General features: G+C 39.0%; 22 protein-coding genes, 1 tRNA gene and 4 pseudogenes. 10 read left to right on the forward strand and 17 right to left on the reverse strand.

The features are described from left to right. Positions 1-108 precede the first annotated feature (108 nt). Both mtr and yeiP read left to right on the forward strand, forming a co-directional pair. Positions 109-1,368, forward strand: a complete 1,260-nt coding sequence (mtr, locus tag TI10_RS17215; protein ID WP_049584630.1) for a tryptophan permease — start codon at positions 109-111, stop codon at positions 1,366-1,368. Positions 1,369-1,498: 130 nt separating this feature from the next. Further along, positions 1,499-2,070, forward strand: a pseudogene (gene yeiP / locus TI10_RS17220) (elongation factor P-like protein YeiP). 241 nt (positions 2,071-2,311) lie between these two features. On the opposite strand, the gene TI10_RS17225 reads toward yeiP, so the two are convergent. Then, entirely contained in the window at positions 2,312-2,629 is a 318-nt protein-coding gene (locus TI10_RS17225; protein ID WP_240042804.1) for a hypothetical protein, read from the reverse strand. Between the two features lie 431 nt (positions 2,630-3,060). Here TI10_RS17225 and TI10_RS17230 point away from each other — a divergent pair, with 431 nt between their 5' ends. After that, positions 3,061-3,765: a phosphatase PAP2 family protein gene (locus TI10_RS17230; RefSeq protein WP_049584631.1), complete on the forward strand. Its 705-nt coding sequence runs from the start codon at positions 3,061-3,063 to the stop codon at positions 3,763-3,765. 357 nt (positions 3,766-4,122) lie between these two features. Next, positions 4,123-4,713, forward strand: a complete 591-nt coding sequence (mepS, locus tag TI10_RS17240; RefSeq protein WP_049584633.1) for a bifunctional murein DD-endopeptidase/murein LD-carboxypeptidase — start codon at positions 4,123-4,125, stop codon at positions 4,711-4,713. 185 nt (positions 4,714-4,898) lie between these two features. On the opposite strand, the gene TI10_RS17245 is transcribed toward mepS, so the two are convergent. The 3 genes from TI10_RS17245 to rsuA all read right to left on the reverse strand — a co-directional run bounded on the left by TI10_RS17245 (position 4,899) and on the right by rsuA (position 8,188). Beyond that, the gene (locus TI10_RS17245) at positions 4,899-5,243 is read right to left on the reverse strand and encodes a YejG family protein (RefSeq protein ID WP_049584634.1); all 345 of its coding nucleotides are present in this window, start codon (positions 5,241-5,243) and stop codon (positions 4,899-4,901) included. Positions 5,244-6,258: 1,015 nt separating this feature from the next. Then, positions 6,259-7,443, reverse strand: coding sequence for a Bcr/CflA family multidrug efflux MFS transporter (locus tag TI10_RS17250; RefSeq protein WP_049584635.1), 1,185 nt, complete (start codon positions 7,441-7,443; stop codon positions 6,259-6,261). Positions 7,444-7,486: 43 nt separating this feature from the next. Then, positions 7,487-8,188, reverse strand: a complete 702-nt coding sequence (gene rsuA, locus TI10_RS17255; protein WP_049584636.1) for a 16S rRNA pseudouridine(516) synthase RsuA — start codon at positions 8,186-8,188, stop codon at positions 7,487-7,489. Between the two features lie 420 nt (positions 8,189-8,608). Between rsuA and TI10_RS17260 the strand changes: the two genes are divergently transcribed. Together TI10_RS17260 and rplY are read left to right on the forward strand one after the other, a co-directional pair. Then, a complete protein-coding gene (locus tag TI10_RS17260; RefSeq protein ID WP_049584637.1) occupies positions 8,609-10,366 on the forward strand; it encodes a DEAD/DEAH box helicase in 1,758 nt (585 codons plus the stop codon). Positions 10,367-10,540: 174 nt separating this feature from the next. Next, positions 10,541-10,825 carry a 50S ribosomal protein L25 gene (rplY, locus tag TI10_RS17265; RefSeq protein WP_049584638.1) on the forward strand — a complete coding sequence of 95 codons (285 nt, stop codon included), beginning with the start codon at positions 10,541-10,543 and terminating at the stop codon, positions 10,823-10,825. 72 nt (positions 10,826-10,897) lie between these two features. On the opposite strand, the gene yejK is transcribed toward rplY, so the two are convergent. Beyond that, positions 10,898-11,902, reverse strand: coding sequence for a nucleoid-associated protein YejK (gene yejK / locus TI10_RS17270; RefSeq protein WP_049584639.1), 1,005 nt, complete (start codon positions 11,900-11,902; stop codon positions 10,898-10,900). Positions 11,903-12,174: 272 nt separating this feature from the next. Between yejK and TI10_RS17275 the strand changes: the two genes are divergently transcribed. The 3 genes from TI10_RS17275 (at position 12,175) to TI10_RS17285 (ending at position 14,326) form a co-directional block, all read left to right on the forward strand. Further along, positions 12,175-12,402, forward strand: a complete 228-nt coding sequence (locus TI10_RS17275; RefSeq protein ID WP_049584640.1) for a YejL family protein — start codon at positions 12,175-12,177, stop codon at positions 12,400-12,402. 32 nt (positions 12,403-12,434) lie between these two features. Beyond that, on the forward strand, positions 12,435-14,174 hold the full coding sequence (yejM, locus tag TI10_RS17280; RefSeq protein ID WP_049584641.1) for an LPS biosynthesis-modulating metalloenzyme YejM: 1,740 nt from the start codon (positions 12,435-12,437) through the stop codon (positions 14,172-14,174). A gap of 75 nt (positions 14,175-14,249) precedes the next feature. Next, positions 14,250-14,326, forward strand: a tRNA-Pro gene (locus tag TI10_RS17285). Between the two features lie 173 nt (positions 14,327-14,499). Here TI10_RS17285 and TI10_RS17290 read toward each other — a convergent pair. The 3 genes from TI10_RS17290 to TI10_RS26710 all read right to left on the reverse strand — a co-directional run bounded on the left by TI10_RS17290 (position 14,500) and on the right by TI10_RS26710 (position 16,967). Then, positions 14,500-15,126, reverse strand: a complete 627-nt coding sequence (locus TI10_RS17290; RefSeq protein ID WP_049584642.1) for a tail fiber assembly protein — start codon at positions 15,124-15,126, stop codon at positions 14,500-14,502. Further along, positions 15,126-16,040: a tail fiber protein gene (locus TI10_RS17295; RefSeq protein WP_049584643.1), complete on the reverse strand. Its 915-nt coding sequence runs from the start codon at positions 16,038-16,040 to the stop codon at positions 15,126-15,128. Before TI10_RS17295 ends, TI10_RS17290 begins: the two co-directional genes overlap by 1 nt. 843 nt (positions 16,041-16,883) lie before the next feature. Further along, positions 16,884-16,967, reverse strand: coding sequence for a tail fiber assembly protein (locus TI10_RS26710; RefSeq protein WP_367889019.1), 84 nt, complete (start codon positions 16,965-16,967; stop codon positions 16,884-16,886). 130 nt (positions 16,968-17,097) lie between these two features. Between TI10_RS26710 and TI10_RS26170 the strand changes: the two genes are divergently transcribed. Further along, entirely contained in the window at positions 17,098-18,171 is a 1,074-nt protein-coding gene (locus TI10_RS26170) for a phage tail fiber protein (protein WP_053093473.1), read from the forward strand. A gap of 1 nt (position 18,172) precedes the next feature. Here the strand turns inward: TI10_RS26170 and TI10_RS17305 are convergent, their stop codons facing one another. The 9 genes and pseudogenes from TI10_RS17305 to TI10_RS17335 all read right to left on the reverse strand — a co-directional run bounded on the left by TI10_RS17305 (position 18,173) and on the right by TI10_RS17335 (position 25,966). Further along, positions 18,173-19,468 carry a pyocin knob domain-containing protein gene (locus TI10_RS17305; protein WP_049584644.1) on the reverse strand — a complete coding sequence of 432 codons (1,296 nt, stop codon included), beginning with the start codon at positions 19,466-19,468 and terminating at the stop codon, positions 18,173-18,175. Positions 19,469-19,973: 505 nt separating this feature from the next. Next, positions 19,974-20,600, reverse strand: coding sequence for a tail fiber assembly protein (locus TI10_RS17310; protein WP_049584821.1), 627 nt, complete (start codon positions 20,598-20,600; stop codon positions 19,974-19,976). 51 nt (positions 20,601-20,651) lie between these two features. Beyond that, positions 20,652-20,924, reverse strand: a pseudogene (locus TI10_RS26510) (tail fiber protein); the annotation flags it as partial. A gap of 228 nt (positions 20,925-21,152) precedes the next feature. Continuing rightward, positions 21,153-21,563: pseudogene (locus TI10_RS24130) on the reverse strand (tail fiber protein); the annotation flags it as partial. A gap of 528 nt (positions 21,564-22,091) precedes the next feature. Then, entirely contained in the window at positions 22,092-22,688 is a 597-nt protein-coding gene (locus TI10_RS17315) for a tail fiber assembly protein (protein ID WP_049584645.1), read from the reverse strand. Next, positions 22,688-23,164: pseudogene (locus tag TI10_RS17320) on the reverse strand (phage tail protein); the annotation flags it as partial. The gene TI10_RS17315 and the pseudogene TI10_RS17320, both read right to left, overlap by 1 nt. Before the next feature lie 813 nt (positions 23,165-23,977). Continuing rightward, positions 23,978-24,232 carry a DUF1902 domain-containing protein gene (locus tag TI10_RS17325; RefSeq protein ID WP_049584647.1) on the reverse strand — a complete coding sequence of 85 codons (255 nt, stop codon included), beginning with the start codon at positions 24,230-24,232 and terminating at the stop codon, positions 23,978-23,980. Positions 24,233-24,953: 721 nt separating this feature from the next. Beyond that, positions 24,954-25,376, reverse strand: coding sequence for a tail fiber assembly protein (locus TI10_RS17330; RefSeq protein WP_049584648.1), 423 nt, complete (start codon positions 25,374-25,376; stop codon positions 24,954-24,956). Between the two features lie 2 nt (positions 25,377-25,378). After that, positions 25,379-25,966, reverse strand: a complete 588-nt coding sequence (locus TI10_RS17335; RefSeq protein WP_049584649.1) for a gp53-like domain-containing protein — start codon at positions 25,964-25,966, stop codon at positions 25,379-25,381. Between the last annotated feature and the right edge of the window lie 169 nt (positions 25,967-26,135).

The following is a 26,135-nucleotide window of genomic DNA, read 5'->3' on the forward strand; positions in this document are numbered from 1 at the left end:
TGTTAGTTCAATTTTAAATAATCCTTTATGACATCTATTTACACTCTATAGACAAAAATGTATCTTTAAGCTAGTACAAAGAAACAATATTACCAGCAGGAGTTAAATATGTCCATTGAGACAACCCAGAGTTTAAAGCGCCCTCCCATACTGGGCGGCGCCATGATAATTGCCGGAACTGCTGTCGGTGCAGGAATGTTCTCTACTCCCGTGGTGACTTCCGGCGTCTGGTTTACTGGCTCAATTATTCTGCTGGTTTACACATGGACGTGTATGTATTTTTCCGGCTTGATGATACTAGAAACCAACCTAAACTATCCAGCAGGCGCAAGCTTCCATACCATAACTAAAGATTTACTCGGTAAAGGATGGAATGCAATCAACGGCATCTCTATTGCATTCGTGCTTTATATATTGACCTACGCTTATATTTCAGCGGGCGGCTCAATTATTGCCCTCAATTTTAAAAATATTATTCCGATATCACAGGCAAATGCTGGCTTTATTTTCTCCTTTATCGTTGCATTTATTGTCTGGTTATCAACTAAAGCCGTCGATCGTCTGAGTACAATTTTAATCGGTGGGATGGTTATTACCTTTTTTATGTCGGTCGGCGGTATGTTTACCGAAGTTAAATATGCCATCTTGTTTAATCAGGCAGATGCTATATCAAACAACACAGCAACGAGTTATATGCCTTACGCCTTAGCCGCTCTGCCCTATTTACTCGTTTCATTCGGATATCACGGTAATATCCCAAGTTTAGTAAAATATTACCGTAAAGATAGTAAAGCCGTTATTCACAGTCTTTTATTCGGTACATTGATCGCATTAGCCATTTATATTCTGTGGCAATATGTCATTCAGGGAAATATTCCCCGTGAAGCATTCAAACAGATTATTGCTGATGGCGGGAATATTGGTGATTTATTAAAACACATGGATAATACAACAAACAGTGAAGTCGTTCACCAGCTTCTAAATACCTTTTCTTATATGGCATTAGCAAGTTCATTTCTCGGTGTCTCTTTAGGGTTATTTGATTACATAGCCGACTTCTTCGGTTTTAAAGATAACAACATCGGCCGGTTAAAATCTGCATTAGTGACATTTATTCCACCAACAGCGCTGGCTCTAATGGTCCCTAATGGTTTTCTATACGCCATTGGTTTTGCCGGGTTCGCTGCAACCATCTGGGCTGTCATTATTCCAGCACTTATGGTTCGGGCAAGTCGCCAGCGCTTCCCAGAAGCCAGTTATCGAGCGCCAGGAGGAAAATTCCTCATTGGGTTCGTTATCCTGTTTGGTTTGTTAAATGCTATAGCTCATATTTTGTCCTCCCTTGATTTATTACCTGTGTATCGTTGATATAAGACATTCTTACTACAACCCCAATGTAAAAAAACAGTGGGGTTTTCTAATCCCCACTTGCCTAATGCCTTGACTGCGAGTAATTTTGTCGCCGATTATTCTCTTGCGGTTTTATGGAAGGTTACATATGGCTAAAGCCAACGAAATTAAACGCGGTAGCGCCGTCAGTTATAATGGTAAATTACTGCTGGTCAAAGACATTGATATTCAAGCACCAAGCGCCCGGGGAGCTAGCACATTATATAAAATGCGCTTTACTGATATCCGCACCGGTCAGAAAGTGGAAGAACGTTTCAAGGGCGATGATATCCTTGATACGATCAGCCTGACTCGTCGTAGCGTTAACTTTTCCTATATTGATGGTGATGAATATGTTTTCATGGATGATGAAGATTTCACACCTTATCACTTTAAAAAGGAACAAATCGAAGAAGAGTTGTTATTTATTCCTGAAGGCGGCCTGCCAGGTATGCAAGTTCTGACAATAGAAGGACAAGTCATTGCCCTTGAATTGCCACAGACAGTCGATATGGTTATCGAAGAAACGGCCCCGGAATTAAAGGCGCTTCAGCCAGTGCACGGACAAAACCTGCCAAAATGAGCACCGGACTCACGGTACAAGTACCTGAATATATCAGCAGCGGGGAAAAAATCCGTATTCACATTGCAGAACGTCGCTATATGGGACGTTGCGATTAACAATATTATCTCATTCTAAAATATTATCTCATTCTGAGTTGCCCGGTATAAAACAGGGTAACTCACTTTACCTACTCGATTAATTAAATCAGTCACCTGCTTTAGCATTTGAATATAGTTTAAATTTCCAAATAAAATACAATATCAATCTGTCACTCATTAATTTTAACAAAAATAAATAAAACCCTTACTCTTCTTCAATTAACTATTGAAGAAATAACATACAAAATTTTTCTTAACATCAATTATAGGAAATTGTAACAACACCAATTTTCTCTTTTCCTTTTATCCATTTAATCTCTGTTACACCCATTTGGTGCGGTAAATAAAAATAAATATCATTTTGCAAATCAAGCTTTCGTCTTTGGGTAATCTTATGTCCCTTTCGCCAACAAGTGGTGTCAGCCCAATTATCACGCCAATCAAAACGACACGGTGATTCAACGATCGCACCTGAAAAGCGAATAACCCCTGTACTCGATGTTGTTTCTGACCCACTATTGACAAGACTAGGAATCATCAGAAAAAAACAGCCCATCATAACCCGAAACATAGACATACCCCCCCACCATAAAACAGCATCATTTGCTGCGATTTCCGAAAATTAAATCAATCTAGAAATCGGAAAAATTTATGAGTCTATGTATTGGTAACGGCTATTTTCGTTGTTTATTTATGATTTTTAGCGATTAAAACTAATTAAGATATTTACATCTTCCAATATTAGAGTTATCAGAATTAATTATCAATAAATTAAGAATTTACAACCTTAAACACCATAATATCACTCAAGAAAAACGCACAGAATTGAACAGGAATAGTCACCAAAGTAAATAAAAAAATAAAGGAAAAAGCACAAAGTAGATAAAAAATCAACAGATTAACTTATGATTAAGAATTGTGACATTATTACTCAATATTTGTTATATTAACCTACATAATTGTAAGTTTAGTTACCACTTATTTTATTTTTAACAAATTAGGTATCCCATGACACGCAATCACCCATTTGCCATATTGATACTGAACCTATTAGGAATTACTTTGTTTCTCTCCTGGTATTTACCAGAACACCACGGTTTTTGGTTCAAGATCGACTCTGCAATCTTCTACTTCTTTAATGAGAAATTAATTCCCGGTTCAACATTCACAGAATTTGTCGCATTTGTGAATATCAGGGCTTTCGATGCTATTTCACTTTTATGTATGGGATTACTGTATTACAACGCTTTTCGTAAACAGAATTACGATGGCAAGCGCAGATTATTCATGATTGGTTTGGTCATGATAATAAGCGCAATTATACTTAACCAAATCGGTCATCTACTCCCAGTTATCCGTCCAAGCCCAACATTAACCTTTGAGCATATCAATCGTATTAGCGAAATGACCAATCTGGCCACAAAAGATGCATCAGGTGATAGCTTTCCAGGTGATCACGGATTAATGCTCCTGATTTTTAGCTGCTTTATCCTTCGCTATATCTCAGGTAGCGCATTCTGTATCGCATTATTGATCATGGTAATCTTTGTATTACCTCGTATCATGGCAGGAGCGCATTGGTTTACCGATATTGCAGTCGGCTCTTTATCTGTGGTGCTAATCGGAACAAGTTGGCTACTATTAACACCATTAAGTGACATCATGATTAACTGGTTGGATAAGCGTCTGCCACAAATTGGTCGCCCAATTTAAAAGCTTTCCCATAAACTCTTTTTATCCAACAATATTGGGAAGGTATTTAACCTTCCCAATAGCTCATAAAACCCACATAAATAACATAAATTAACAACATTCCTGATCTCTCCTACTTCGAAATCTAATTTTTTGTAAATTATGTCATTAAATACTCGCCTTTTCCTGATTGTTTCTGTACTCTCGGTCTGAATGACATTTATTGTAAATATCGTTATAAAACGTGGCATCAGACGCGTTTTTTCACCAAGCGCGTTGTTTACTCATTGTTTTTTCTAACACCAGGCATCTAAGCGTTTGATATTTTTCAATAATAGCGACCAACTAAGGTAAGGATAGCAAGGGAAAACAAAAATAATGGTCAAGTCTCAACCGACTCTGAGATACATGACGCGGCTGATACCCGCGCTGTTCGTAGCGATCACTTTATCCGCGTGCAGCTCACCAGATTCATCAAAGTTTCGTAACACACAAACTGATACGCATGCAGTAAACGGTAAGAATGGCTTCTTACTTCAAGCGTCTCAGGATGAATTCGAAGCACTCGTTCGTAATCTGGACATAAAATCTAAAATTCTTAGCCAATACAATGGCTGGAAGGGGGTTGCCTATCGACTTGGCGGCGATACCAAACGCGGTATAGATTGTTCTGGCTTTGTTCAACGTACTTTCCGTGACCAGTTTGGTATGGAACTACCGCGTTCAACATTTGAACAACAGAATATTGGCAAAAGAATCGACCGTTCAAAATTACGCCCTGGAGATTTAGTTTTATTTAAGACAGGTTCTCGTACCAGACATATTGGCATCTATGTTGGCAATGACCAATTCGTCCATGCCTCTACCAGCAATGGTGTCATTGTTTCCAGGTTAAGCAGCACATACTGGAGCAAACGTTATTACGGCGGTCGCCGAGTCATCAGCAATAGCATGGTGCCTAACGGTTAAAAATTTTTCCCTTGCCCACAAAAAAGCGCTTCTATCAAAGGAAGCGCTTTTCGCATTTATACCCGTTATCTTTCAAGTTGCCTCTTTGTTAGCTGCTCTCACTCACCCCGGCCACATAGTTCACTATGCTCCCGGGGATTCGCTTCCTTGCCGTCGCGATGCATCTTAAATCCATAGGGTATATATCAAAATGGATAAAGCGCGGTTATCTTTTCAGCAATAGCAGCGCCAAGTGTCTTCAAACGGCACATAACCGCACTTTCATCTTCACTATTAATAAATAAGCACGGTTGACCTTCCAACTCAATCACCGTGCTTCCGATTTGCATATCAGCAAGTGATTGCTGTAATTTTTGCATAACATTCCACGCAGCCTCATCTTCGTGGCTGAGTAACTTCAACCCCATCAGACTGCTTTCCGCATTCACTTCATCAACCGGAAGCGGCTCAACTTTGATACCCGCAAAACCGGGTGACCACCTGTAACTTTGCGGCAGCCGATGTACTACCGAAAGCTGAATATTATTCACGAATCATTCCTACCTGAAAGAACATAGATACAAAAGTTAAAGTTAGCGGCTATCTTCAGGTGTTCTACTCGCCAAAACCGAATAACTAACGCCCAAAAAAGGTAAACGAAAAGTTAAATTTGTGTTTATAGTATTACATTAATTCCAAATTTCACCTTAGAAAAAGTGAGATCAATCTCTCATTTCTCATATATTTATACTTTTTTTAAAGAAAACTCAACTAATTTTTATGCAAAAACCCAACTTTATGTTTAATGATTGTTTACATATTTTATTTTTTCAACTCAACACTTTAACATAAAAATCAAATAAGAACTGTAAAAACAAATAGATAACAATGTGTTTTATAAGGTATAATTAATGACAACCTAATGATAACGCCATTTAATATTTTTTAATTTAACAAAAATACAACAAAGACTTATAATCACCATCAATGCATCAACAACAACTTATTCGCACGGCAAAACATTTCGGAATTTCCTTATTGTGAAAAGTTAACCTCTCAGCTCAACGGGAATACAAAAATCAACAAATACGCAACAACAATAATAAAAAAACAGTGAAGCGACAATAGTTTCACCTCTCCACAAATAGATCAGTATCACCATTTATAGCTATTAAGCATAGCCAATTGTTCAGTTCCCCGGAATATTCAGGAAAAATATTCCCTTTAATAACATTATCGTTTTTAATGATAATTTCAATGATACAGAAAATGCGACTGATACCACAAATTTATTACAGCTTCATTGCTTAATGGTAAATCTTAGAATAAGAAAAAAATATCATAATAATATGATTTAACTTACTATTTTCAATAAATCATATCAAATTTTACCCCTACCAATCAAGAATATATCAATGAGAGCAGATATACATTTTAAGATAAAATAGCTCTTCAATAATATCGCATAAAATTATAACCAGAAAATATCATCAAAAATATTTTTCGCTGACAATAATTTTCTTTTTAAGGAAAAGGCTGCACATGAAAACAGCCTTCTGTTTTTATTTACCGCCTCTTTTTTGCGTATACAATAAGCAATACAGCCAAAATAACAGATAAAACCATAGAACCAACCATTGGCCAGGCATTACGTGCAGGTAACATGGCAAGTAATACACCAACTAAGGCACTAATACCAAAACGAATTGTACCCGCCAATGAAGACACTGTTCCGGCCATATGCGGATAATCATCTAAAACCACCGCCATGACATTGGATGTAATCATAGAAATACCACATATATAAGCTGCAACACCGATGACCAGAGCAGTGAAGCCAAAATCGAGTGTGGTAGACAGTAATAACCAGATCCCCATCACAAACTGCACACTCAAACCAAAATACATCATCTTCAACGCACCAAAGCGCCGGACATAGCGACTATTTATTGTCGTCATCACAAACAGAAATACGATGTTAAGCGCAAAGTAATAACCAAAATGCTGAGGAGAAACACCATTTAACTCAATATAAACAAATGGCCCTGCACTGAGAAAAGAAAACATTCCTGCAAATGAAAAACCGCTGGCAAGCATATAGCAAAATACACGACGCTGGCGAAATAACATAATAAACTGACTTACAGTTGTACGCAGATGAAATTTTTGTCTTTTCTCTTTTGGCAAAGTCTCTCTTATAAAGAAAGCAATAAGGAATACGGCAATAACAGAAGTCACCGCAATACTCCAGAAAATAGCATGCCATGTAAACCAAATCATTATCATGCCACCAAGAATTGGAGCAATTAATGGAGCAATGGTCATTACTAATATCACAAAAGACATGCTACGCGAAAATTCATCTTTGGTGAACAGATCTCGCATGAGCGCATTGATAACAACTCCCGCAGCGGCAGCAGAGAATCCATGCAAAAAGCGCATATAAATAAAATCATCAATATTCTGAACCATTGCGCATGCAGCCGAAGTTAAAGCAAATACAGTAACTCCCCCCAGAATAACTGGCTTACGCCCCAAACTGTCAGCCATTGGGCCATATACCATTTGACCGATAGCAAAACCAAGAATATAACTGCTTAGCGTCATCTGAACCTGACCATTATCCACACCGAAATCTTCGGCAACGGTCGGCAAACTCGGTAAATACATATCAATGGCAAGAGGCATTAACATAGAAAGCAGCCCAAGAATTAAAATCAGTCCTAAATAGGATGATCGTTGTTGTTGCACGTATATTGCTCCAATAATTTAAAACAATTAACTAAAAATAGGATTAAGGAACATTGATACTGGCAATTTCTTGCTCAGTTAATGAACGATACTCTCCTGGTTCCAATTCAGGATCTAAAATGATTTCACCAATTCGCTCACGATGGAGCGCTATTACCCGATTACCTACCGCTGCAAACATACGTTTTACCTGATGGTAACGCCCTTCACTAATCGTCAAGCGGGCTACCTGAGACTCCAGAATTTCTAGTTGGGCAGGTTTTGTCACTGTCTTTTCACCATTAAGTTGAACCCCTGCAAGAAATTTATCTGCCGTCTCTGCTGCAACCGGACATTCAAGTGTGACTAGATATGTTTTTTTACAATGATGTTTCGGGGAAGTAATACGATGTGACCATTGACCATCATCAGTTAGCAAAACCAGACCGGTGGTATCCATATCCAGCCTGCCAGCCGTATGTAATTTATGCGCAGCCGGTTCATCAATAAAATAGAGAACTGTCGGATTTATTGGATCATCAGTGGAACAAACATACCCTTGCGGTTTATTTAGCATAAAATAACGAGGCCCTTGCTGCTGTTCCAATAACGAACCATCAAACATAACCTGTTGCTCTGGAGTTAATTTATAAGCTCCGGTTTTTACAATCTCGTCATCAACAGTGATACGCCCTGCACGCAACTCGCGTCCTACGTCATTCCGACTGATACCAAGCTGTTGTGACAAAAATTTATCCAATCGCATGGATGAAGACACCTGTATTAATTAATTTAACAATGAATGTTATCCACTACTATTTTGGCACTACCTTGACACTACAACACTGAGCCACCAAAAAAGAAGATGTGAAATGAACCAAAAAGATTTGAAAGCTAATCATAACTATGTTTATGTTTACTATAAACAACAATTATCTATTTGTTATATACCCAATGGATTTCAAGATGCATCGCGACGGCAAGGGAGCGAATCCCCGGGAGCATAGATAACTATGTGACCGGGGTGAGTGAGTGCAGCCAACAAAGAGGCAACTTGAAAGATGACGGGTATAACCAGTTATAGTTTCACTCAATCAGATAATTATCTTACCTTGACTTCCGTCCACAGCAAATTGATAAGAAAAATGTTACTCTTTTACGAATATTTTTCTGTTGCGGAACGATTATGACTTTTACTTTACGTCCCTATCAGCAAGAAGCCGTGGATGCTACTGTTAATCATTTCCGGCACCATCATGAGCCTGCGGTCATTGTATTACCAACTGGAGCAGGTAAAAGCCTAGTTATTGCTGAACTGGCAAAATTAGCTCGTGGGAAAGTATTAGTATTAGCGCATGTAAAAGAATTAGTTGCACAAAACTACAGCAAATATTGCGCATACGGTTTACCGGCAGATATTTTTTCCGCCGGATTGCAGCAAAAGCAAAGTGCAGGAAAAGTCGTATTTGGTAGTGTGCAATCTGTCACCCGTAATCTTGAACATTTTGATAATCAATTCTCTTTGCTGATAATTGATGAGTGCCACCGCATCAGCGATGATGAAAACAGCCAGTATCAGCAAATTATTCATCACCTTCGGCAAAATAACCCGCAGCTACGTATTCTTGGCTTAACAGCAACACCTTACAGACTGGCTATCGGCTGGATATATCAATATCACTATCACGGAATGATCCGTGGTGATGAAAACTGTTTTTTCCGTGATTGCATCTATGAATTACCCCTGCGTTATATGATTAAACACGGTTTCCTGGTGCCCCCAAAGCGGCTAGATATGCCGGTTATGCAATATGATTTCAGCCAAGTTCGCTCCAGTCAGCAAGGTATCTTCAATGAAACTAATTTAAATCACGAAATTAAACGACAAAAACGCATCACACCTCATATTATAAAACAAGTCATTGAATATTCCGCTGATCGCAAAGGCGTTATGCTTTTTGCCGCAACTGTCGAACATGCCAAAGAGATTGTTCAATTACTCCCTTCCGGCCAAGCCGCATTAGTCAGCGCCGATACATCAACCGCTGATCGTGATCTATTTATCGAAGCCTTTAAAACTCAGCAATTGCGCTATATGGTTAACGTCGCTGTATTGACAACTGGATTTGATGCTCCTCATGTTGATCTGATAGCCATTCTGCGTCCTACTGAATCCGTCAGTCTATATCAGCAAATTATTGGTCGTGGTTTACGATTATTTCCCAGCAAAAAAGATTGTTTGATTCTCGATTATGCAGGAAATCCTCATGATCTCTATACACCAGAAGTTGGCAGCAATAAACCCGATAAACAGAGCCAACCAGTTCAAGTATTCTGCCCTATCTGCAACTTTGCCAATATATTTTGGGGAAAATGCACTTCCGACGGGGAAATTATTGAACATTTTGGCCGCCGCTGTCAGGGTTGGGAAAAGGATCAATACGGCAAACGCCATCAATGTGAGTTCCGTTTTCGTTTCAAACTCTGCCCTCACTGCAATACAGAAAACGATATCGCGGCGCGGCGCTGCTACAGTTGTCAAGCGGTGCTGGTTGATCCTGACGATATGCTGAAAGCCGCATTAAAACTCAAAGACGCACTGGTGCTACGTTGTGGTGGTATGCAGCTCACCCCTGAAATTGATAGTAAAGGAGAATGGCTGAAAATCATTTATTACGATGAAGATGGTGCTGACGTTTCCGAACGTTTTCGACTTACAACCCCTGCCCAGCGACGGCTCTTTGAGCACCAATTTCTTCGTCAGCATCAACGTGCTCCGGCCATACCTTTTAACTGGAAAACCGCCTCAGATATCGTTCACCAGCAACCTTTATTACGTCATCCAGATTTTATTGTCGCCCGTAAAAAAGGTCGATTCTGGCAGATTCGTGAAAAAGTCTTTGATTACCAAGGACGTTTCCGACGAGCAGACGAACTATATTAATAGGAATCATATTAATAGGAATCGTACTAATAGATTCAGATTGACCTATTCCATTTGCTGTAACCGCCATTTTTCGCTAGAATGCCGCCCGCTTAACCTATGTTAAGCCAAATCTCGAACCTGCTGCTGGGTCGCCTGTAGCAGGGTTTATTTTCTTCTTAAAGAGAAAAAATAATGTTTACTATTAATGCAGAAGTACGTAAAGAGCAGGGCAAAGGTGCGAGCCGCCGCCTGCGCAGAGCTAACAAGTTCCCAGCTATCGTATACGGTGGCAACCAAGAGCCAGTTTCTATTGAGCTGGATCACGATCAGGTTATTAATATGGAACGCAAAGCTGAATTTTATAGCGAAGTTCTGACCCTGGTTATCGACGGTAAAGAAACTAAAGTTAAAGTGCAGGCTGTACAGCGCCATCCGTTTAAGCCAAAACTGGCGCACATTGACTTCCTGCGTGCTTAATTAGCCACAGCCGAGCTTTTCGGGACGCCGAGTAAATAACGCCGCATTTGCGGCGTTATTTATTTGTCAACCTCAATGACCACCATTACGGCGCTGTAACTGGTCACGTAAATTTGGCGGCGTACCTTTAATAGTTAAAGTATCCGTTGCTGGGTCCCAGAAAATTCTTTCACCAAATAACATCGCATCAAAATTAATTGTTAATCCGCCGCCACTGCCGGCAAATTTAGTTAGCTGCCGCAACGTACTGCGATCTGCCGGAAAACTCTCTTCCAGTTCATATCCCTGCGCCTGAGAAAACTGCTGAAAATTCTGCTCCCCAAACGTGGGTAATGCCTGAGACAACTCCTTAATTTCGATTTCCTCTCCCGCCTGCAATTGTTCATTACAATAGCTGTATACTTGCTGGCGATACGCCTGACGCTCATTTTTATTAAGCTCGCCAGATTCACAATAATCATCAACCGCTTGTAGCAGGCCTTTATTCTGAACTTTCGCATTCATACCTTCACTGGCAGCAAGAAAATCCATAAAGAAATCTGAAACTTTACGCCCTACCCGGCCTTTCAGAAATGTCAAATAACGGCTTGATTCAGGATTAGTTTCCCACTCCGTCAAATCTATACGAGCGACAATATCAGCATGAGGAATATCCAGATAATGCGTAGTATTTAAATCCAAATTATCGTTAACAGACATACTGTTACAGCTATTAAGCACAGCAATCAGTAAATACTCTACCGCCAGATAGCGATACTGACAAAACAAGACCGTTCCCCCTTCGGCAAACGGATATTTCGCCAGCTCATCCCTCAGACGTGCCGTTGCTGCACGGCTGAACCCAAGAAAATCTTCATCGCCTTTACGCTGATGTCTGAGCGCTTCTGCCAATTCACTCTCTTCATTAAATAAGCCGTAAGCTTTACTTTTTGCGCTGTATACCCGGTGTAATTCAGCCATCATATCTTCCACCACGTGATCGGCGGCGAGTAAAGAATCACGCAACACGACATCTAATGTCTGTTCATCACGCTTGATTAATTGATGCAAGGCAATCTGGTCTATTTGCAGACTCATTCTTTCTACTCCTTTCGCGGCTGACTTCATGCGTTTTGAAACACGCATTCAAACACCGATAACAAACGACTGCAATAAAAAACCCCGAAAGAAAATAACGTTTCGTTATCTGCCATCAACTATAATTTACTGGCAGATATCAAAAAATTGCTAAAAATGGGTTATTACTGCAACATAATCTTAACCGTGAATTAATTTGCCACAAAAGAGCAGAAAAACACGCATCTATACGGTAAGATAATGTGCTTTGTTAGTTCAGGAAGTTTAAATCTATGCCACAGTCATCTCGTTACAGTGACGAACACGTTGAACGCTTATTAACAGAACTCGTCAGTGTTCTGGAAAGAAACCATACGCCGACAGACCTTTCTTTAATGGTACTGGGCAATATGGTAACAAACTTAATCAATACGAGTATATCTCCTGCACAGCGCAGACATATTGCTGACTCGTTTGCACACGCGCTTAAATCTTCGGTAAACGAAGATAAAGCCCATTAATTTTTTAACTAAGACTACAACGTAAACAAAATATGGTGACTAGCCGTCAGCGTTATCGTGAAAAAGTTTCCCAAATGATTAGCTGGGGGCATTGGTTTGCCCTATTTAATATTCTGTTCAGTCTTGGATTAGGTAGTCGTTACCTGTTTGTTTCTGACTGGCCGAACTCACTGTTCGGCCGAGTCTATGCTCTGGCTAGTTGGCTTGGGCACTTTAGTTTTATTATTTTTGCCGCTTATTTGCTGGTCCTGTTTCCACTGACATTTATTGTCATGTCACAGCGCTTGCTAAGGTTTCTCTCAGCCATTTTCGCCACAGCCGGGCTGACACTGTTAATATTCGATATTGCCATATACAACCGTTTCCATCTTCACCTTACACCTTTGGTGTGGGATTTAGTTATCAATCCTGATCAAGGGGAGCTAGCGCGAGAATGGCAGCTAATGTTCATCTGTATTCCCGTTATTTTTCTGATACAGATGCTATTTGGCACCTGGAGTTGGCAGAAACTACGCAGCCTGAATCGGCAACGGTTTGGTAAGCCACTGGCTGTCGTCTTTATTTCGGCTTTTTTAGCTTCCCATTTGATGTATATCTGGGCTGATGCTAATTTTTATCGTCCTATTACCATGCAACGCTCTAACCTGCCGCTCTCCTATCCAATGACCGCGCGTAAATTTCTTGAAAAACATGGTCTGCTCGATCAACAAGAATATCAGCGCCGCCTTATGCAACAGGGTGATCCTGCTGCGCTGACAGTGGAATATCCACTTAATGATCTGACTTATCAGGATAAAGGAAGCGGATACAATCTGTTAATACTGGTAGTTGATAAACTGGATAATAGAGATATTACAGAGAATATGCCTGTGCTCTCTCATTTCAGAGAAACCAACATTCAGTTCAATCAACATTTCAGTACTGGGATTCAAAATGATACTGCCCTATTCGGATTGTTTTATGGCATTTCTTCCGGTTATCTGGATGGAATACTGGCTGGACGTAAATCATCAGCCCTAATTGATGCCCTGACTCATCAAGGATATCAATTCGGCCTATTCTCTTCCGTGGGATTTGATACTCCGCTTTATCGTCATGCATTACTTTCCGACTACTCATTACCGACCGAAGTCAACCAAAGTAACCAACTGACGGTCGAACAATGGCAACAATGGCTAAACTTACCCAATACTAACGCCCCGTGGTTCTCTTTCTTAAGAATGAGTGGATTGGATAAAATTGATGCACTAGGTAATGCTGCTGCGCTCGATGATACAATTAATATGGTATTAGAGACGCTAAAAAATAAAAATGCACTGAACAACACGGTCATTGTTATTACCGCTGAACATAGTGAAATCGCCTCTACACATCCACCTAAATGGATCAACAATGGCAAATTTAATCGTGCTCAAATGCACGTTCCACTGCTAATTCATTGGCCTGGAACACCATCACAGACAATTAATAAACTGACCAATCATCAGGACGTCATGACAACATTAATGCAACGTTTGTTGCATGTCAGCAATACTCCTGCTGATTATTCTCAAGGCCAAGATCTATTTGCAACACAGCGTGATAATCCGTGGGTGATTACCGGTGATGATGGTTCCCTTATCATTACAACCAGCGAAAACACCCTGTTCCTGGATAAAAATGGTGATTATCACTTATATGACTTGGAAGGCAATAAAATCAAAGATGCTAAGCCCAATTTGGCGCAACTGTTACAGATACTAACCGAGGTTAAACATTTTATAGCCAACTAAATGCTTAAAAATCAATCGGTCACAAAATTCAGTACTTGCTTTTAGATAAAAAATCAGTACTATAATACGAATTATCGGCATGTAGCGCAGCTTGGTAGCGCACCGTCATGGGGTGTCGGGGGTCGTAGGTTCAAATCCTATCATGCCGACCAAATTCCTCTAGAAAAACCAACCTCTTACGGTTGGTTTTTTTATTTGTGGGATTTGGCTCTGGTAAAATTTTGGTAAAACTCTGGTAAAACCCCAACTTCAAATCTGGTATTTATAGCTACTGATAAGCCAGCTTTTCCTGACTAAAAACATAAAATTATCTAATTATTACTCTTCACTTCGGCACCTCCGGCCACTCCACATCCGGCGCTTGTGAAACATCTACACGAGTCAGCAATACCCGGTATTTCTTCCACTCTAACAGAGCGGCTTTCTCTGAGTCTGTAGCGACTTCTAAGTCAACCGAGTCTTGTAGCAATGAGAGTGTTTCATTTGCTTGCTGTAACAGTGCTGCTTGCTTCTGTTTTGCTTCGTTGATTTGATGAGACTTGAGTAAGTCTTTATCAACTACCCACTCTTTACCATCCCATTTGTCGAAATCGGTGGGAGGCTTCTTGAAGGTTAGTGTTGCGGGTAACTCACCGATTTCTGTTATCTCTATCGGCGCACGAGTTAACGTGTCGTAAGCGATTTTTCCTCTGTAATCAGGAAGTATTTCCCAACACTTACCGTCTTCACTGCGACAGACGGCCTTATCGTGAGAATCGGGAAGCTTTGGCGCGTCAGGATAGGCCCCAGCCGATAAACTGACACCAAGCATGACATACTCGATATCAGAGTTTGTGAATTCTCTCGTTATCTGATTCGAGTGATAAACCTTTATCCAGCCGGCTTGAATAGCCAATCCGTCTTTACCCAATACGGCTGTTTCATGTTCTAAAGAGTACTTTTGTTCTGTCATTATGCTGCTCTCACTATGTAGTTAAATGCGACGTTGCGGGGGCGATTTTCATTTGCAGTCGGCACAACACGAGACGCATCAAACGATAATGCTGCAAGTCGATCACGTGCACCTACACTACTCATTGGCCCTTGAGACCTTACAACGTAATCTCCGTATTCGCCTGATGTTAAAAATGCTCCAGACCTATCATCATTACCTGAAAATATTCTCCCGTTGGCTATATCCGTGCGTCCTTGTACGAATGCCGTGATATTTCTAATGGCGTCTCCCTGCAACGATAAAATCTTACGACCATTATCCACACCACGTTTCCCACTCCAGCCACGAATAAATTCCCCACGCAAATCAGGTAATTTTCCTGTGGGATATGCTGCCGCTAATTGTGGGTAAGCTGCTTTATCAAACTCGGCTCCGTTACATTGTAACCACCCAACTGGCGGTATATCAGTAGGCCAAGGAATAGGAGTACCCACGGGTAGATAATTAGCTTTATTACTGATATTAATCTCTTCACGTAATGAATTTATTATTTCCTGAGCAAGCTTTTGTGTAACCGCCAATGTGTCGCTATTGCCCACCACATCCGTAAGCTGAACAACGCCCTTTTGTGTTAATGAGGCATCGGGAACTTTTGTTGTGGTTTTTTGTTCTAAAGCTCTATTTAATTGTGCGGTTAGTTTAACTACGTTTCCATCATCCAGAACATCATCACCAGATTGTGTCGCAATGAAATTAGCTACGACAGATGATATGGTTGATGATTGACGCAATGCTTTATTTAACAAGTGAGTTGGAACATCATTTGGTGGAAACCCCGTCAGTAAATCCTTACTTTCTTCATATAATCTCTGACTCACTACATTCGCATTATCACTAATAGAAAAAGCTTTAAAATCATTCTTCTGACTCATATACACCCCTTAAATTAAATAATATTATTTTATAGATTTATAGACGACTTATCACAATTAAGTGTATTTCAACAAAATAATAATAAAACATCCTTATAACTCAGAAAGCTGATTATTTTTATATAATCCAAAGAGTAAAAACAAAATATTTATCAATCAAAGATATACTAAACCCATTTATATTTAACATCTGAAAACTATTTTTCTTTTATTACTTTAATCCTTTCCTGCAACTCCCGCGGCTTAACATTCCACATTGAATCTTTAGGCATTTTAACTCTAACATCTAATCTACAGTGTTCAGGAATATCACAAGGCTCTCCACCTTTGTAAAATAGGTTACTGGTTTTACCTTATTAAACAAGCGACACATTCGCTTTGATTGAATAATCATATCTGAGAGGTTCTTATATTCCGTATCGAAAATAACCCAGCGCCAAAATGGGACATAACTAATTCAGCATCGAGTTTAACCACTTCATTATACTCTGACTTTGAATTCTGAGATCCATTTTTGAATATCTAGTTTTAACAAGTTTTTTGAACTAATCTGGTTTGCAGAATCTGCACTGTTTGCATTCACAGTCAAAACTCACGAAACCCATGTGTAGCAAGGCCTTGAGCCAAATAATGCTATTGTCATGGAGTGTCGGATCATAGGTTCAAATCCTCTCATGCCGACCAAATTCCCCTAGAAAAACCAACCTCTTACGCTTGGTTTTTTTGTGCCTGAAATTTGCTTGGTGTAAAATGGGTGTAAAACCCCAACTTCAAATCTGGTATTTATAGCTACTGATAAGCCAGCTTTTCCTGACTAAAAACATAAAATTATCTAATTATTCTTCACTTCGGCATCTCCGGCCAAATCACATCAGGCGCTTGTGAAACATCTACACGAGTAAGTAATACCCATAAAGATCTGCTCACAATTTATACTCATCAAAGTATTTCACTGTAAATCACTGTTTTGGTCATTTGTTGATACCCGGATATAGCCTATCTTTGCCATGTTTAATCCTGTTTAATACCAACAAGGGCTATTGGTATAGGAATGATCATGAATTTGAGGATTCTAAAAAACCTCGGTTTGTCGGAAACCGTGGAGCAGGCGAGAAATGCCGTACCGAGCAGCCGGAAAATTAATGGTAAGGCGTTGACTGGGGATGTCAGTTTGAGTGCCGGGGATGTGGGGGCTTTTCCGATTTCGAGTAATTTAAATGTCCAAACAGGTACATTGAGAATCAATAATGCTTCGAATTGGCCAAATCTTGAGTTTGCCGCGACAAACGGCCACATCATTGGTCTTGAAGGGACACAGGGTAACAGAATCACAATTTACGCTAACGATGCAGCCCGCAAACGCAGATATACATTAATAACACCGGAGAAAGGCGGTACACTAGCAACAATAGATGAAGTTATTAGCTCAAATGGTGGTGTTGTTGGGAAAAACTCATATTCCACAATCGATGATTTTGATAAAGTTCCACCTAATTCTACATTTTTTGGATACTCAGAAGGGCTAAATGGGGCCGGAATAACGGGCCCTGGTATTAAACTTTCAGGAGGAGGAGCATTTCGTGGTTATGATCTTATGATTCAAGCTGCATATTATGCGGGAAGTAGTGGTTTATACTTTAGGTCGCGTAATGGAGACGGTGCTGGTCGTTGGAATCCGTGGTATAGCATTTGGTCAACAAGCAACGCAAAACCCGACACTAACGGATTCCTTAAGCAATCTTCCCCGATAGTAGAAATCTATTCCGATGGCACATTCAAAACGAATGACGAATCTAAAGAGGCAACAGTCGAACGGCTTTCAGAGGGGGTTTATCTCATCACTGGAGTTCTTGGATTCAATGCAGATGCCGCTTGGGGCGGTGGGGATGGCGGAATTGAAATACCGTTATGTAAGAACAAGTTACCCCTCATCTGGGTTGATTATGAAGTTATGCAAGATGGTTCAATAAAACTCATGACATATCATCGCGAGCATCCAGATGCGCCAGCATTCGCCAGAAATGTGAGAGAAGGTTACACTGACGGTAATTTGATTGATATCCCACAAGGCCGATTTATCTCTGTTCGTGTGCAAATGCCAGCCACCCCTGATAAGTTACCGACTGTTTAACTCATTTAACGCCTGCTGCTTGGCGTTCCATACTGATATCTTCCGGCATCTGGACACGGACGTCTAAACAGTAGTTATCAGGAATATCACAAGGTTCTCCATCTTCGTAAAATACACGCTCATTATTCTCATCGATAAGCTTAAGTCGCCAGTTCTGAAAACGGGTTGGTAAATGTGAATGCTGTCTGTGAAAGGTTTCGATGATAATAGAGCCATTATATTGAACACGGTCATCGATAAAAATCAGTTCTAAGCCGTTATTGTCTTTTGGTACTGAGATACCGCCATGCACACCCCAAGCACCATCAGCGTTATAGCCCGAAATATTCGATATGCGATATACACCGGTACCCTCTTTTGTGACTTTTGCCCCCTCTGATTCTTCGTTAGTTGTGAATGCGCCATCAGGGTAAACTTCAATTATCGGGGAAGCTTTCTTATAGAATCCATTTGCGTCAACAGTCCATTGATCTGACGTCATCACGTAGTACCAGTCTCCCCATTTCCCGTATTCCCTATATCTATAATAGAATTGGTTCTTGTAATATGCCTGCTGCAAAATATGATCTGGAACTCTTGCTAAAACAAAGCAGGGTCCATATGGAGTGTTACCTATTGCATTCTTTGCTGCTGCTCCCGGCCCGGCATAAACACCGGAAATAATAGCATTATTATAATCGCCATCCGGCACAATCATTCCATTTGATGAGCCAATCCCAAATTGACCTGGATAGATTTTCCAATCAATAGCTTTTTCCACACTTTCCATTTTTTCATTAAAGTCATTGGTTGACACCGCATTTCTCGCCTGCTCCACGGTTTCCGACAAACCGAGGTTTTTTACAAACGTATCTTTATCAGGAATATCTGCGCCGTTTTGATTTTTTGCCAATCGGTTATTAGCATTATCATTTACATCAGAAACAAGCTTCTGTGTTACCGCGAGGGTATTACTGTTACCGGTTCTATCTGTGAGCTGAATAACACCTTTTTGTGTTAATGAGGCATTTGGCACTTCGGCTGCAATTTTTTGTTCTAATGCTCGACTTAATTGAGTAGCAAGTTTAACTAAATCACCATCATCCAGAACATCATTGCCAGAATATGTCGCGATAAAATTAGCTAAAACAGATGTTATTGTCGACGACTGACGTAATACTTTATTGAGCAAATGGACCGTAATATCGTCTGGCGGAAACCCCATTTTTAAACTCCGGCTTTCTTCATACCCTTCTTGACTCACTACATTGGCATTATTATTAGTAGAAAAAGCTTTAAAATCATTCTTGTAATTCATATACCTTCCTTAAGTTAGATAATGTTATTTCATAATCAATATATTTGAATCATTGCAAAAATAATCCCCTTGCAACTCACGCCAATCAAAGTTTAACTCATAAAAATAATAATTCGCCGTTATTATTCATTATAAGGTTAACTATCTTTATATAATTAATAGTAATAAGTAGCTCAATGTTTCGAAATTGAAGATATATTTAGAAATATATATTTAATATCTGGAAACTATTTTTCTATTATTTCCTGTAACTCTCTCTACTTAATGTTCCACACTGAATCTTTACCTAATACCTAACCTACAGTGTTCAGGGAATACTACATAGCTCACCGTCTTCATAAAATACACGCCCATTATTCTCATAAATGCATTTGAGTCTCCAGTTTTGAATACGAGTTGGTAAGTAAGAGAGCCATATGTAAATTCCCTAGAAAAACCAACCTATTACGATTAGTTTTTTATGCTTGAGGCTTGTCTGGTGTAAAACTCTTTTGCCTAACTTCATTCATTTGGGCATCTCCGGCCACTCAATATCAGGCGTTTGTAAAATATCTACACGAGCGAGTAATACTCTGTATTTCTTCCACTCTAGCAAAGCAGCTTCTTCTGCCGTAGTAGCAATTTCAAGGTCAACAGAGTCTTGTAGCAATGAGAGTGTTTCATTTGCCTGAAGTAACAGTTCTGCTTGCTTCTGTTTTGCTTCTGCAATCTGATGGGATTTGAGTAGGTCTTGATCAACTACCCACTCTTTACCATTCCATCTATCGTAATCGGTATCAGGTTTCTTGAATGTCAGAATTTCTGGCAACTCGCCCAATTCCGTAATTTCTTGCTGTGCACGAGTTTGCTTGTTGTAAACAATTTTTCCGCGATAGTCAGGTACTATTTCCCAACGCTTACCGTCTTCACTGCGACAAATAGCCATATCATCAGAATCGGGCAGCTCTGGCTCATCAAGATAAGCACCCGCCGACAAACTGACACCAAGCATGGCATATTCAATATCAGAGTTTGTAAATTCTCGTGTAATTTGATTAGTGTGATAAACTTTTATCCAACCTGCTTGAATTGCTAATCCGTCTTTACCCAATACTGCTGTTTCATGTTCTAAAGCGTATTTTTGTTCAGTCATTATGCTACATACTGCTCTCACTATGTAATTAAATGTATCAAATTTACCACGCAAATCAGGTATTTTACCGTCAGGATAAGCTGCCGCTAATTGCGGATATCGAGATTTATCAAATGTCTGACCATGACAACAAAGATACCCTTTCGGAGTGTATCTTGACGAATGCAAGATGGGGGCACCAACTGGAATATTTACAGAACTAACATCGTCAGTCATCGCTAATGTTCCGGATTTCTTTTGTAAACTTGCATAATAGAGGGTATTGCCACTTTTATCTCTGTAATAGATAGTCAATGGATCTTGTCCGTCAGGATTCGTTGCCATCTGAATATAATATCCATCTTTTTTCTTTAGCCGGATACCTGCATATTCGTGATTTGCATCTACATCTAAACTACTGCATGTGAATTGTTCTTGAGATTTTTTTAACGCATAGTTCCCGCTCACCCAGTCGCGCTGAGCTGAATTCTTAGCCAAACTCACCGTTTCCGACAAACCCAAATTTTTCACAAACTCATTTTTATCAGAAATATCTGCACCATTTTGGTTTTTGGACAATCTGCTGTTAGCATTATTATTTACATCGGAAACAAGCTTCTGAGTTGCAGCAAGTATATTACTATTACCAACCACCTCTATAAGCTGAACAACACCTTTCTGTGTTAATGAAGCATTTGGTACTTCGGTTGCAATTTTTTGATCTAAAGCTCCATTTAATTGGGCAGTGAGCTTAACTATATCCCCATCATCCAAAACATCATTGCCGGAATATGTTGCAATAAAATTAGATACAACAGATGCTATTGTTGACGACTGACGTAATACCTTATTAAGCAAATGAACAGTAATATTATCTGGTGGAAACCCTGTTTTTAAACTCTGACTTTCCTCATATCTTTCTTGACTGACTACATTCGCATTATCATTGATAGAAAAAGCCTTAAAATCATTCTTAGAACTCATATACTCTCCCCTCAAGTTAAATAATATTACTTTATAATCAACATGTTGAATTATTGTAAAAACAATTCCCTGTGACTCACGCTAATCAAAGTCTAGTTCATAAAAAGAATGATGTAGTTTTTTCATTAATTTATAACGTTAACTGCTTTTTTATAATAGGCAGAAATACGTAATTCAACATTTTGAAATTTAAAATATATCCAAAAATATATATTTAACATCTGAAAATTATTTTCTCTTATTTCCTCTATCTTTTCCTGCAACTCTCTCTACTTAATGTTCCATACTGAATCTTTAAGTATCTGAACTCTAATACTTAATCTACAACGTTCAGGGAATATTACATAGCTCACCGTCTTCACAAAATACGCGCCCATTATTTTCATAAACTCATTTGAGTCTTAGTTTTGAAGACGGGTTAGTAAGTAAGAGAGCTGTATGTAAATTCCCTAGAAAAACCAACCTTTTACGGTTGGTTTTTTATGCTTGAGACTTATCTGATATAAAACTCCTCTTACCCAATCTCATTCATTTGGGCATCTCCGGCCACTCCACATCCGGCGCTTGTGAAGTATCTACACGAGCGAGTAATACTCTGTATTTTTTCCACTCTAGCAAAGCAGCTTCTTCTGCCGTATTAGCAATTTCAAGGTCAACAGAGTCTTGTAGCAATGAGAGTGTTTCATTTGCATGTCGCAACATTTCTACTTGCTTCTGTTTTGCGTCATTGATTTGACTGGATTTGAGAAGGTCTTTATCGATTACCCATTCTTCACCATTCCATTTGTCATAATCGGTGTCAGGCTTCTCGAAGGTCAGAGTTTCTGGTAACTCACCAATTTCAGTAATTTTCTGCGGTAAACGAGTCTGTTTGTCGTAAGCTGTTTTTCCGCGATAATCTGGCACAATCAGCCAATGGGTTAAATCAGATGAACGGCAAGCGACATATCCCTCTTTAATCTCAGGTAATGCATCTGTGCAAGAGTTAGCAGGAAGACCAATACCAACAGGAAGATACTCATCAGTGCTGTTTAAATACTCCAGCGTAATTGCATCGTAATTAAACACCATGATATTTCCGCTACTGATAGCAATATTATTTTTATCCAATACAGCCTTATTCATCAGGCAATCCTCACAATATAATTAAATGCTACGTTTCGTGGACGTGTTTCTATTCCTGTTGAAGCAACAATCACATTATCCATATAACCGTAGCCACCAGATCCCATTCCAATAGCAATACCTAGCCCGCGAGTATCAATTCCATAGTTAACATTTTGGTAAACACTATTGAGAATACGGCTTGGTGTACCCAAACCATCGGTTCCACCATTTGAGTTGGACCACATCCGGCCAATTCTGTGACTATGTGGAGCGATATCTGCCAGTTGAGTGGAAAGTAGATATCGATTAATGTCCACTCCACGCCCATCATCCCAACCACGAATAAATTCACCCCGCAAATCGGGTAATACACCGGATGGATATGCTGCCGCTAATTTTGGATATAAAATTTTATCAAAGATCGCTCCATTACATTTCACCCACCCAATTGGTGGTACATCAGTCGGCCAAGGAAGTGGTATTCCTACCGGAATCTCTTCAAGTAAAGATATGCTCATTATGCTGCCCTTAAAATATAGTTAAATGCTATGTTTCATGGTCTTGACACGCCTATAAAATTAAAATCCTCTGACCATTCTGCCCCTTTTGGATAATATACAACTTTTACCGAAAAATAGAGTAACGGCCACGAAATAGGATAACTTACAGGTATATTAATTTCTTCAAGTAATGAATTTATTATTTCCTTAATAAACTTTTATGTAACCACCTATGTGTCGCTATTGCCCATCACATCTGTAAACTGGACAATATCTTTCTATATTAATAAAGCACTGAGAATGTCTGTTGTAATTTTCACCCTAAAGACTTAAAATCATTTTTTCTCATATAATTTTCTTAAATAAAATAATTTTCTTATGTAATAAATATATTAAATTATTGAAAAAATACTCCCTCTGCAATTCACACTAACCAAAGTCTAGTTCATAAAAATAATAATGCGGTATTCTTATTTCTTATAAGGCCAATCGTTTCTATATAATTAAAAGTAATAAATATTTCAATATTTTTGAATCGAAAACATATACAAACCATCTATATTTAACGCCTGGGAACTATTTTTTTCTTATTCTTTCTATCTATTCCTGCAATTCTTTCTGTTTTAAATTCTAAACTGAATCTTTCTGCATTTGGGCACGAATATCTAAGTGACAGAATTGGGAAAAATTCCACCTTCTAACTTAAAGCTTTCATCAGACTTGTCTCTACCTTTTCCTTATCTAACAAAATAGCATCCATGCGCCAATAAGATCTCTTTCAGTTGAGGATATAAACCAAATCCCATGTCAGAACACCATCCTTAAATCGTAAGACTGTTCCTGAACGAAACTAATTTTCACCGCCTCAGGATTACTACCCAAATTCATCTCGTATAACTCTGGAACTATCTCCCATACTCGTTCTATCAATTTATCATAGGTTTTGGCTTCGGTTATTAACCCTAACTCATCACATTCAGCAATCCACATATCATCATAAGTGACTTTTACAACAAAATTAGTTTGCCGATCACCGAAATGTACTTTGTAAACTATGTTCATAACACTCCTCCTCATCACTTACTACCATTTGGTAATAATAGTCCGCACGATAATGTAAGAAAAGGAGATCATTTAAGCCATCCTACCAATCTTGAAGACATTCAACTACTGCGCATTTCTCGCGAAGTTCCCAATTCTGTTTTACTAGGGCCTTAAAATCCGCATTGTTATCCGTAACCAATTTAGCTTGAAGGTAATCAACATTATAGATTGTTATCAGCTTGAGATAATGCCGGGGTCGAGCAGATTAACTTTTCAGCCTTACTAGTAGCTTTTGAGCAATCAAAGCTCGCACCGAATGATAGGAATGACATACCACACAGTATTAATGCCAAAAAACCTATTAGTGTTCTCATACACTACTCCTATTAGTGATTTTTCAGCATTATTTTAAATACATTAAAGATAAAATCACAACCTGAATCTTTTCTAATTTACAATTTTCTCCTCAAGAGACTAATTGTATTTTTAACTCTTGATTTCCTCGAAGTTATCATACCTTCTCCGCCCGCTCCTACATGGCTATGAATAATCTGAGCACATCTATTTATCCTCAAGCATGCGGTAAACACACCATCAAGTTTTACCTGATATGTCTCATATTCGGTTCATTCCTTTATTTAATGATTTTCACTGGCAAATACATCGTCGCTGTAGAGTTGGATAATTCAGTATTAACAAAACTATTCTAAGAATGGCCTGTCTATTCAGGCCACTGTCGTTATTTTGGCTGTTCCGGCCATTCAATATCAGGAGCCTGTGAAATATCAACCCTGTTCAGCATGACTCTGTATTTCTTCCATACTGATAGAGCCGTTTCCTCTTCTTTAGTCGCAATCCCTAAATCAACAGCATCTTGTAATGGCGCTATCTGCTGACTAGCCTCTACAATAAATTGTTGCTTTTTACTTTCAACATACTGCTGCAATTCTTCTCTTGTTGGCGGAGGAATATCAGCCCATTCCGGTAAACCATTTTGACCTGCTATACGATATTTTCCTTCTGGAACATTATTAGCGGCGTATTCTTGATAAACATCAATACCAACCTCAATAATATCATCGGGCAATGAACCAGAAGCAATATAATTCTGTTCCAATTCTATAGGGTAGAATGCATTTGTCTTTGCGCTATAAAAATACATAATTAATATCCTATCGCCAAATATCTCACGACACTATTTGTTAACGCATATACAGAGTTTCTACATGTTACAATAAATTGATTTGCAGAAAGAGGTACAGCAGCAACCCCTGCGCCATATTGACCAAAATCAGAATATGTCGCAACAATCTGTAAACAAGCATTAGGAAATGGGATGGCGAAAGTTTTGTAATCATTTAGATTCATAGAGCCGGCTACCTGACCCCACTGAATAATTATCCCAGTATCACCACATTTCCACCAACCATTCACAACCTTGTTGGCAGTATTCACATTAAGATTACAACACTTGGCAATTTTTTGGTCTAATACGCTTTTAAATTGTGCGGTGATTTTAGCTACATCACCATCATCCAAAACATCAGTGCCAGATTCTGTCGCAATAAAATCAGCTACAGCAGATGATATAGTTGATGCTTGACGTAATATCTTATTTAATATGTGATTAGGAATATATTGATTGTCTGGAAACCCAACCAGCAAATTCGGATATGTTTCATAGCTTTGTTGACTAGTCACATTAGCGTTACTACTGATAGCAAAAGCTTTAAAATCATTTTTTGCACTCATATACATCTCCTTAAATTAAATAACATTATTTCATAATAAACATATTTAACTATCACTAAAGATGATTTCTCACAATTCACATCGATAATAGTCTAGTTTAGAAAAACGATAATGAAATATTTTTATAACTAAAAGGAGTAACTATTTTTATATAATGTGCAAAAATAAA

Source organism: Photorhabdus luminescens subsp. luminescens (genome assembly GCF_001083805.1).
In the GTDB taxonomy this organism is placed as follows: Bacteria; Pseudomonadota; Gammaproteobacteria; order Enterobacterales; family Enterobacteriaceae; genus Photorhabdus; species Photorhabdus luminescens.

Bases quoted from the DNA above. Each gene is read 5' to 3' on its own strand.
- mtr (WP_049584630.1), top strand. From the start codon at position 109: ATGTCCATTGAGACAACCCAGAGTTTAAAGCGCCCTCCCATACTGGGC.
- TI10_RS17225 (WP_240042804.1), bottom strand. From the start codon at position 2,629: ATGTCTATGTTTCGGGTTATGATGGGCTGTTTTTTTCTGATGATTCCT.
- TI10_RS17230 (WP_049584631.1), top strand. From the start codon at position 3,061: ATGACACGCAATCACCCATTTGCCATATTGATACTGAACCTATTAGGA.
- mepS (WP_049584633.1), top strand. From the start codon at position 4,123: ATGGTCAAGTCTCAACCGACTCTGAGATACATGACGCGGCTGATACCC.
- rsuA (WP_049584636.1), bottom strand. From the start codon at position 8,188: ATGCGATTGGATAAATTTTTGTCACAACAGCTTGGTATCAGTCGGAAT.
- TI10_RS17260 (WP_049584637.1), top strand. From the start codon at position 8,609: ATGACTTTTACTTTACGTCCCTATCAGCAAGAAGCCGTGGATGCTACT.
- rplY (WP_049584638.1), top strand. From the start codon at position 10,541: ATGTTTACTATTAATGCAGAAGTACGTAAAGAGCAGGGCAAAGGTGCG.
- yejK (WP_049584639.1), bottom strand. From the start codon at position 11,902: ATGAGTCTGCAAATAGACCAGATTGCCTTGCATCAATTAATCAAGCGT.
- TI10_RS17275 (WP_049584640.1), top strand. From the start codon at position 12,175: ATGCCACAGTCATCTCGTTACAGTGACGAACACGTTGAACGCTTATTA.
- yejM (WP_049584641.1), top strand. From the start codon at position 12,435: ATGGTGACTAGCCGTCAGCGTTATCGTGAAAAAGTTTCCCAAATGATT.
- TI10_RS17290 (WP_049584642.1), bottom strand. From the start codon at position 15,126: ATGACAGAACAAAAGTACTCTTTAGAACATGAAACAGCCGTATTGGGT.
- TI10_RS17295 (WP_049584643.1), bottom strand. From the start codon at position 16,040: ATGAGTCAGAAGAATGATTTTAAAGCTTTTTCTATTAGTGATAATGCG.
- TI10_RS26170 (WP_053093473.1), top strand. From the start codon at position 17,098: ATGAATTTGAGGATTCTAAAAAACCTCGGTTTGTCGGAAACCGTGGAG.
- TI10_RS17305 (WP_049584644.1), bottom strand. From the start codon at position 19,468: ATGAATTACAAGAATGATTTTAAAGCTTTTTCTACTAATAATAATGCC.
- TI10_RS17310 (WP_049584821.1), bottom strand. From the start codon at position 20,600: ATGACTGAACAAAAATACGCTTTAGAACATGAAACAGCAGTATTGGGT.
- TI10_RS17315 (WP_049584645.1), bottom strand. From the start codon at position 22,688: ATGAATAAGGCTGTATTGGATAAAAATAATATTGCTATCAGTAGCGGA.
- TI10_RS17325 (WP_049584647.1), bottom strand. From the start codon at position 24,232: ATGAACATAGTTTACAAAGTACATTTCGGTGATCGGCAAACTAATTTT.
- TI10_RS17330 (WP_049584648.1), bottom strand. From the start codon at position 25,376: ATGTATTTTTATAGCGCAAAGACAAATGCATTCTACCCTATAGAATTG.
- TI10_RS17335 (WP_049584649.1), bottom strand. From the start codon at position 25,966: ATGAGTGCAAAAAATGATTTTAAAGCTTTTGCTATCAGTAGTAACGCT.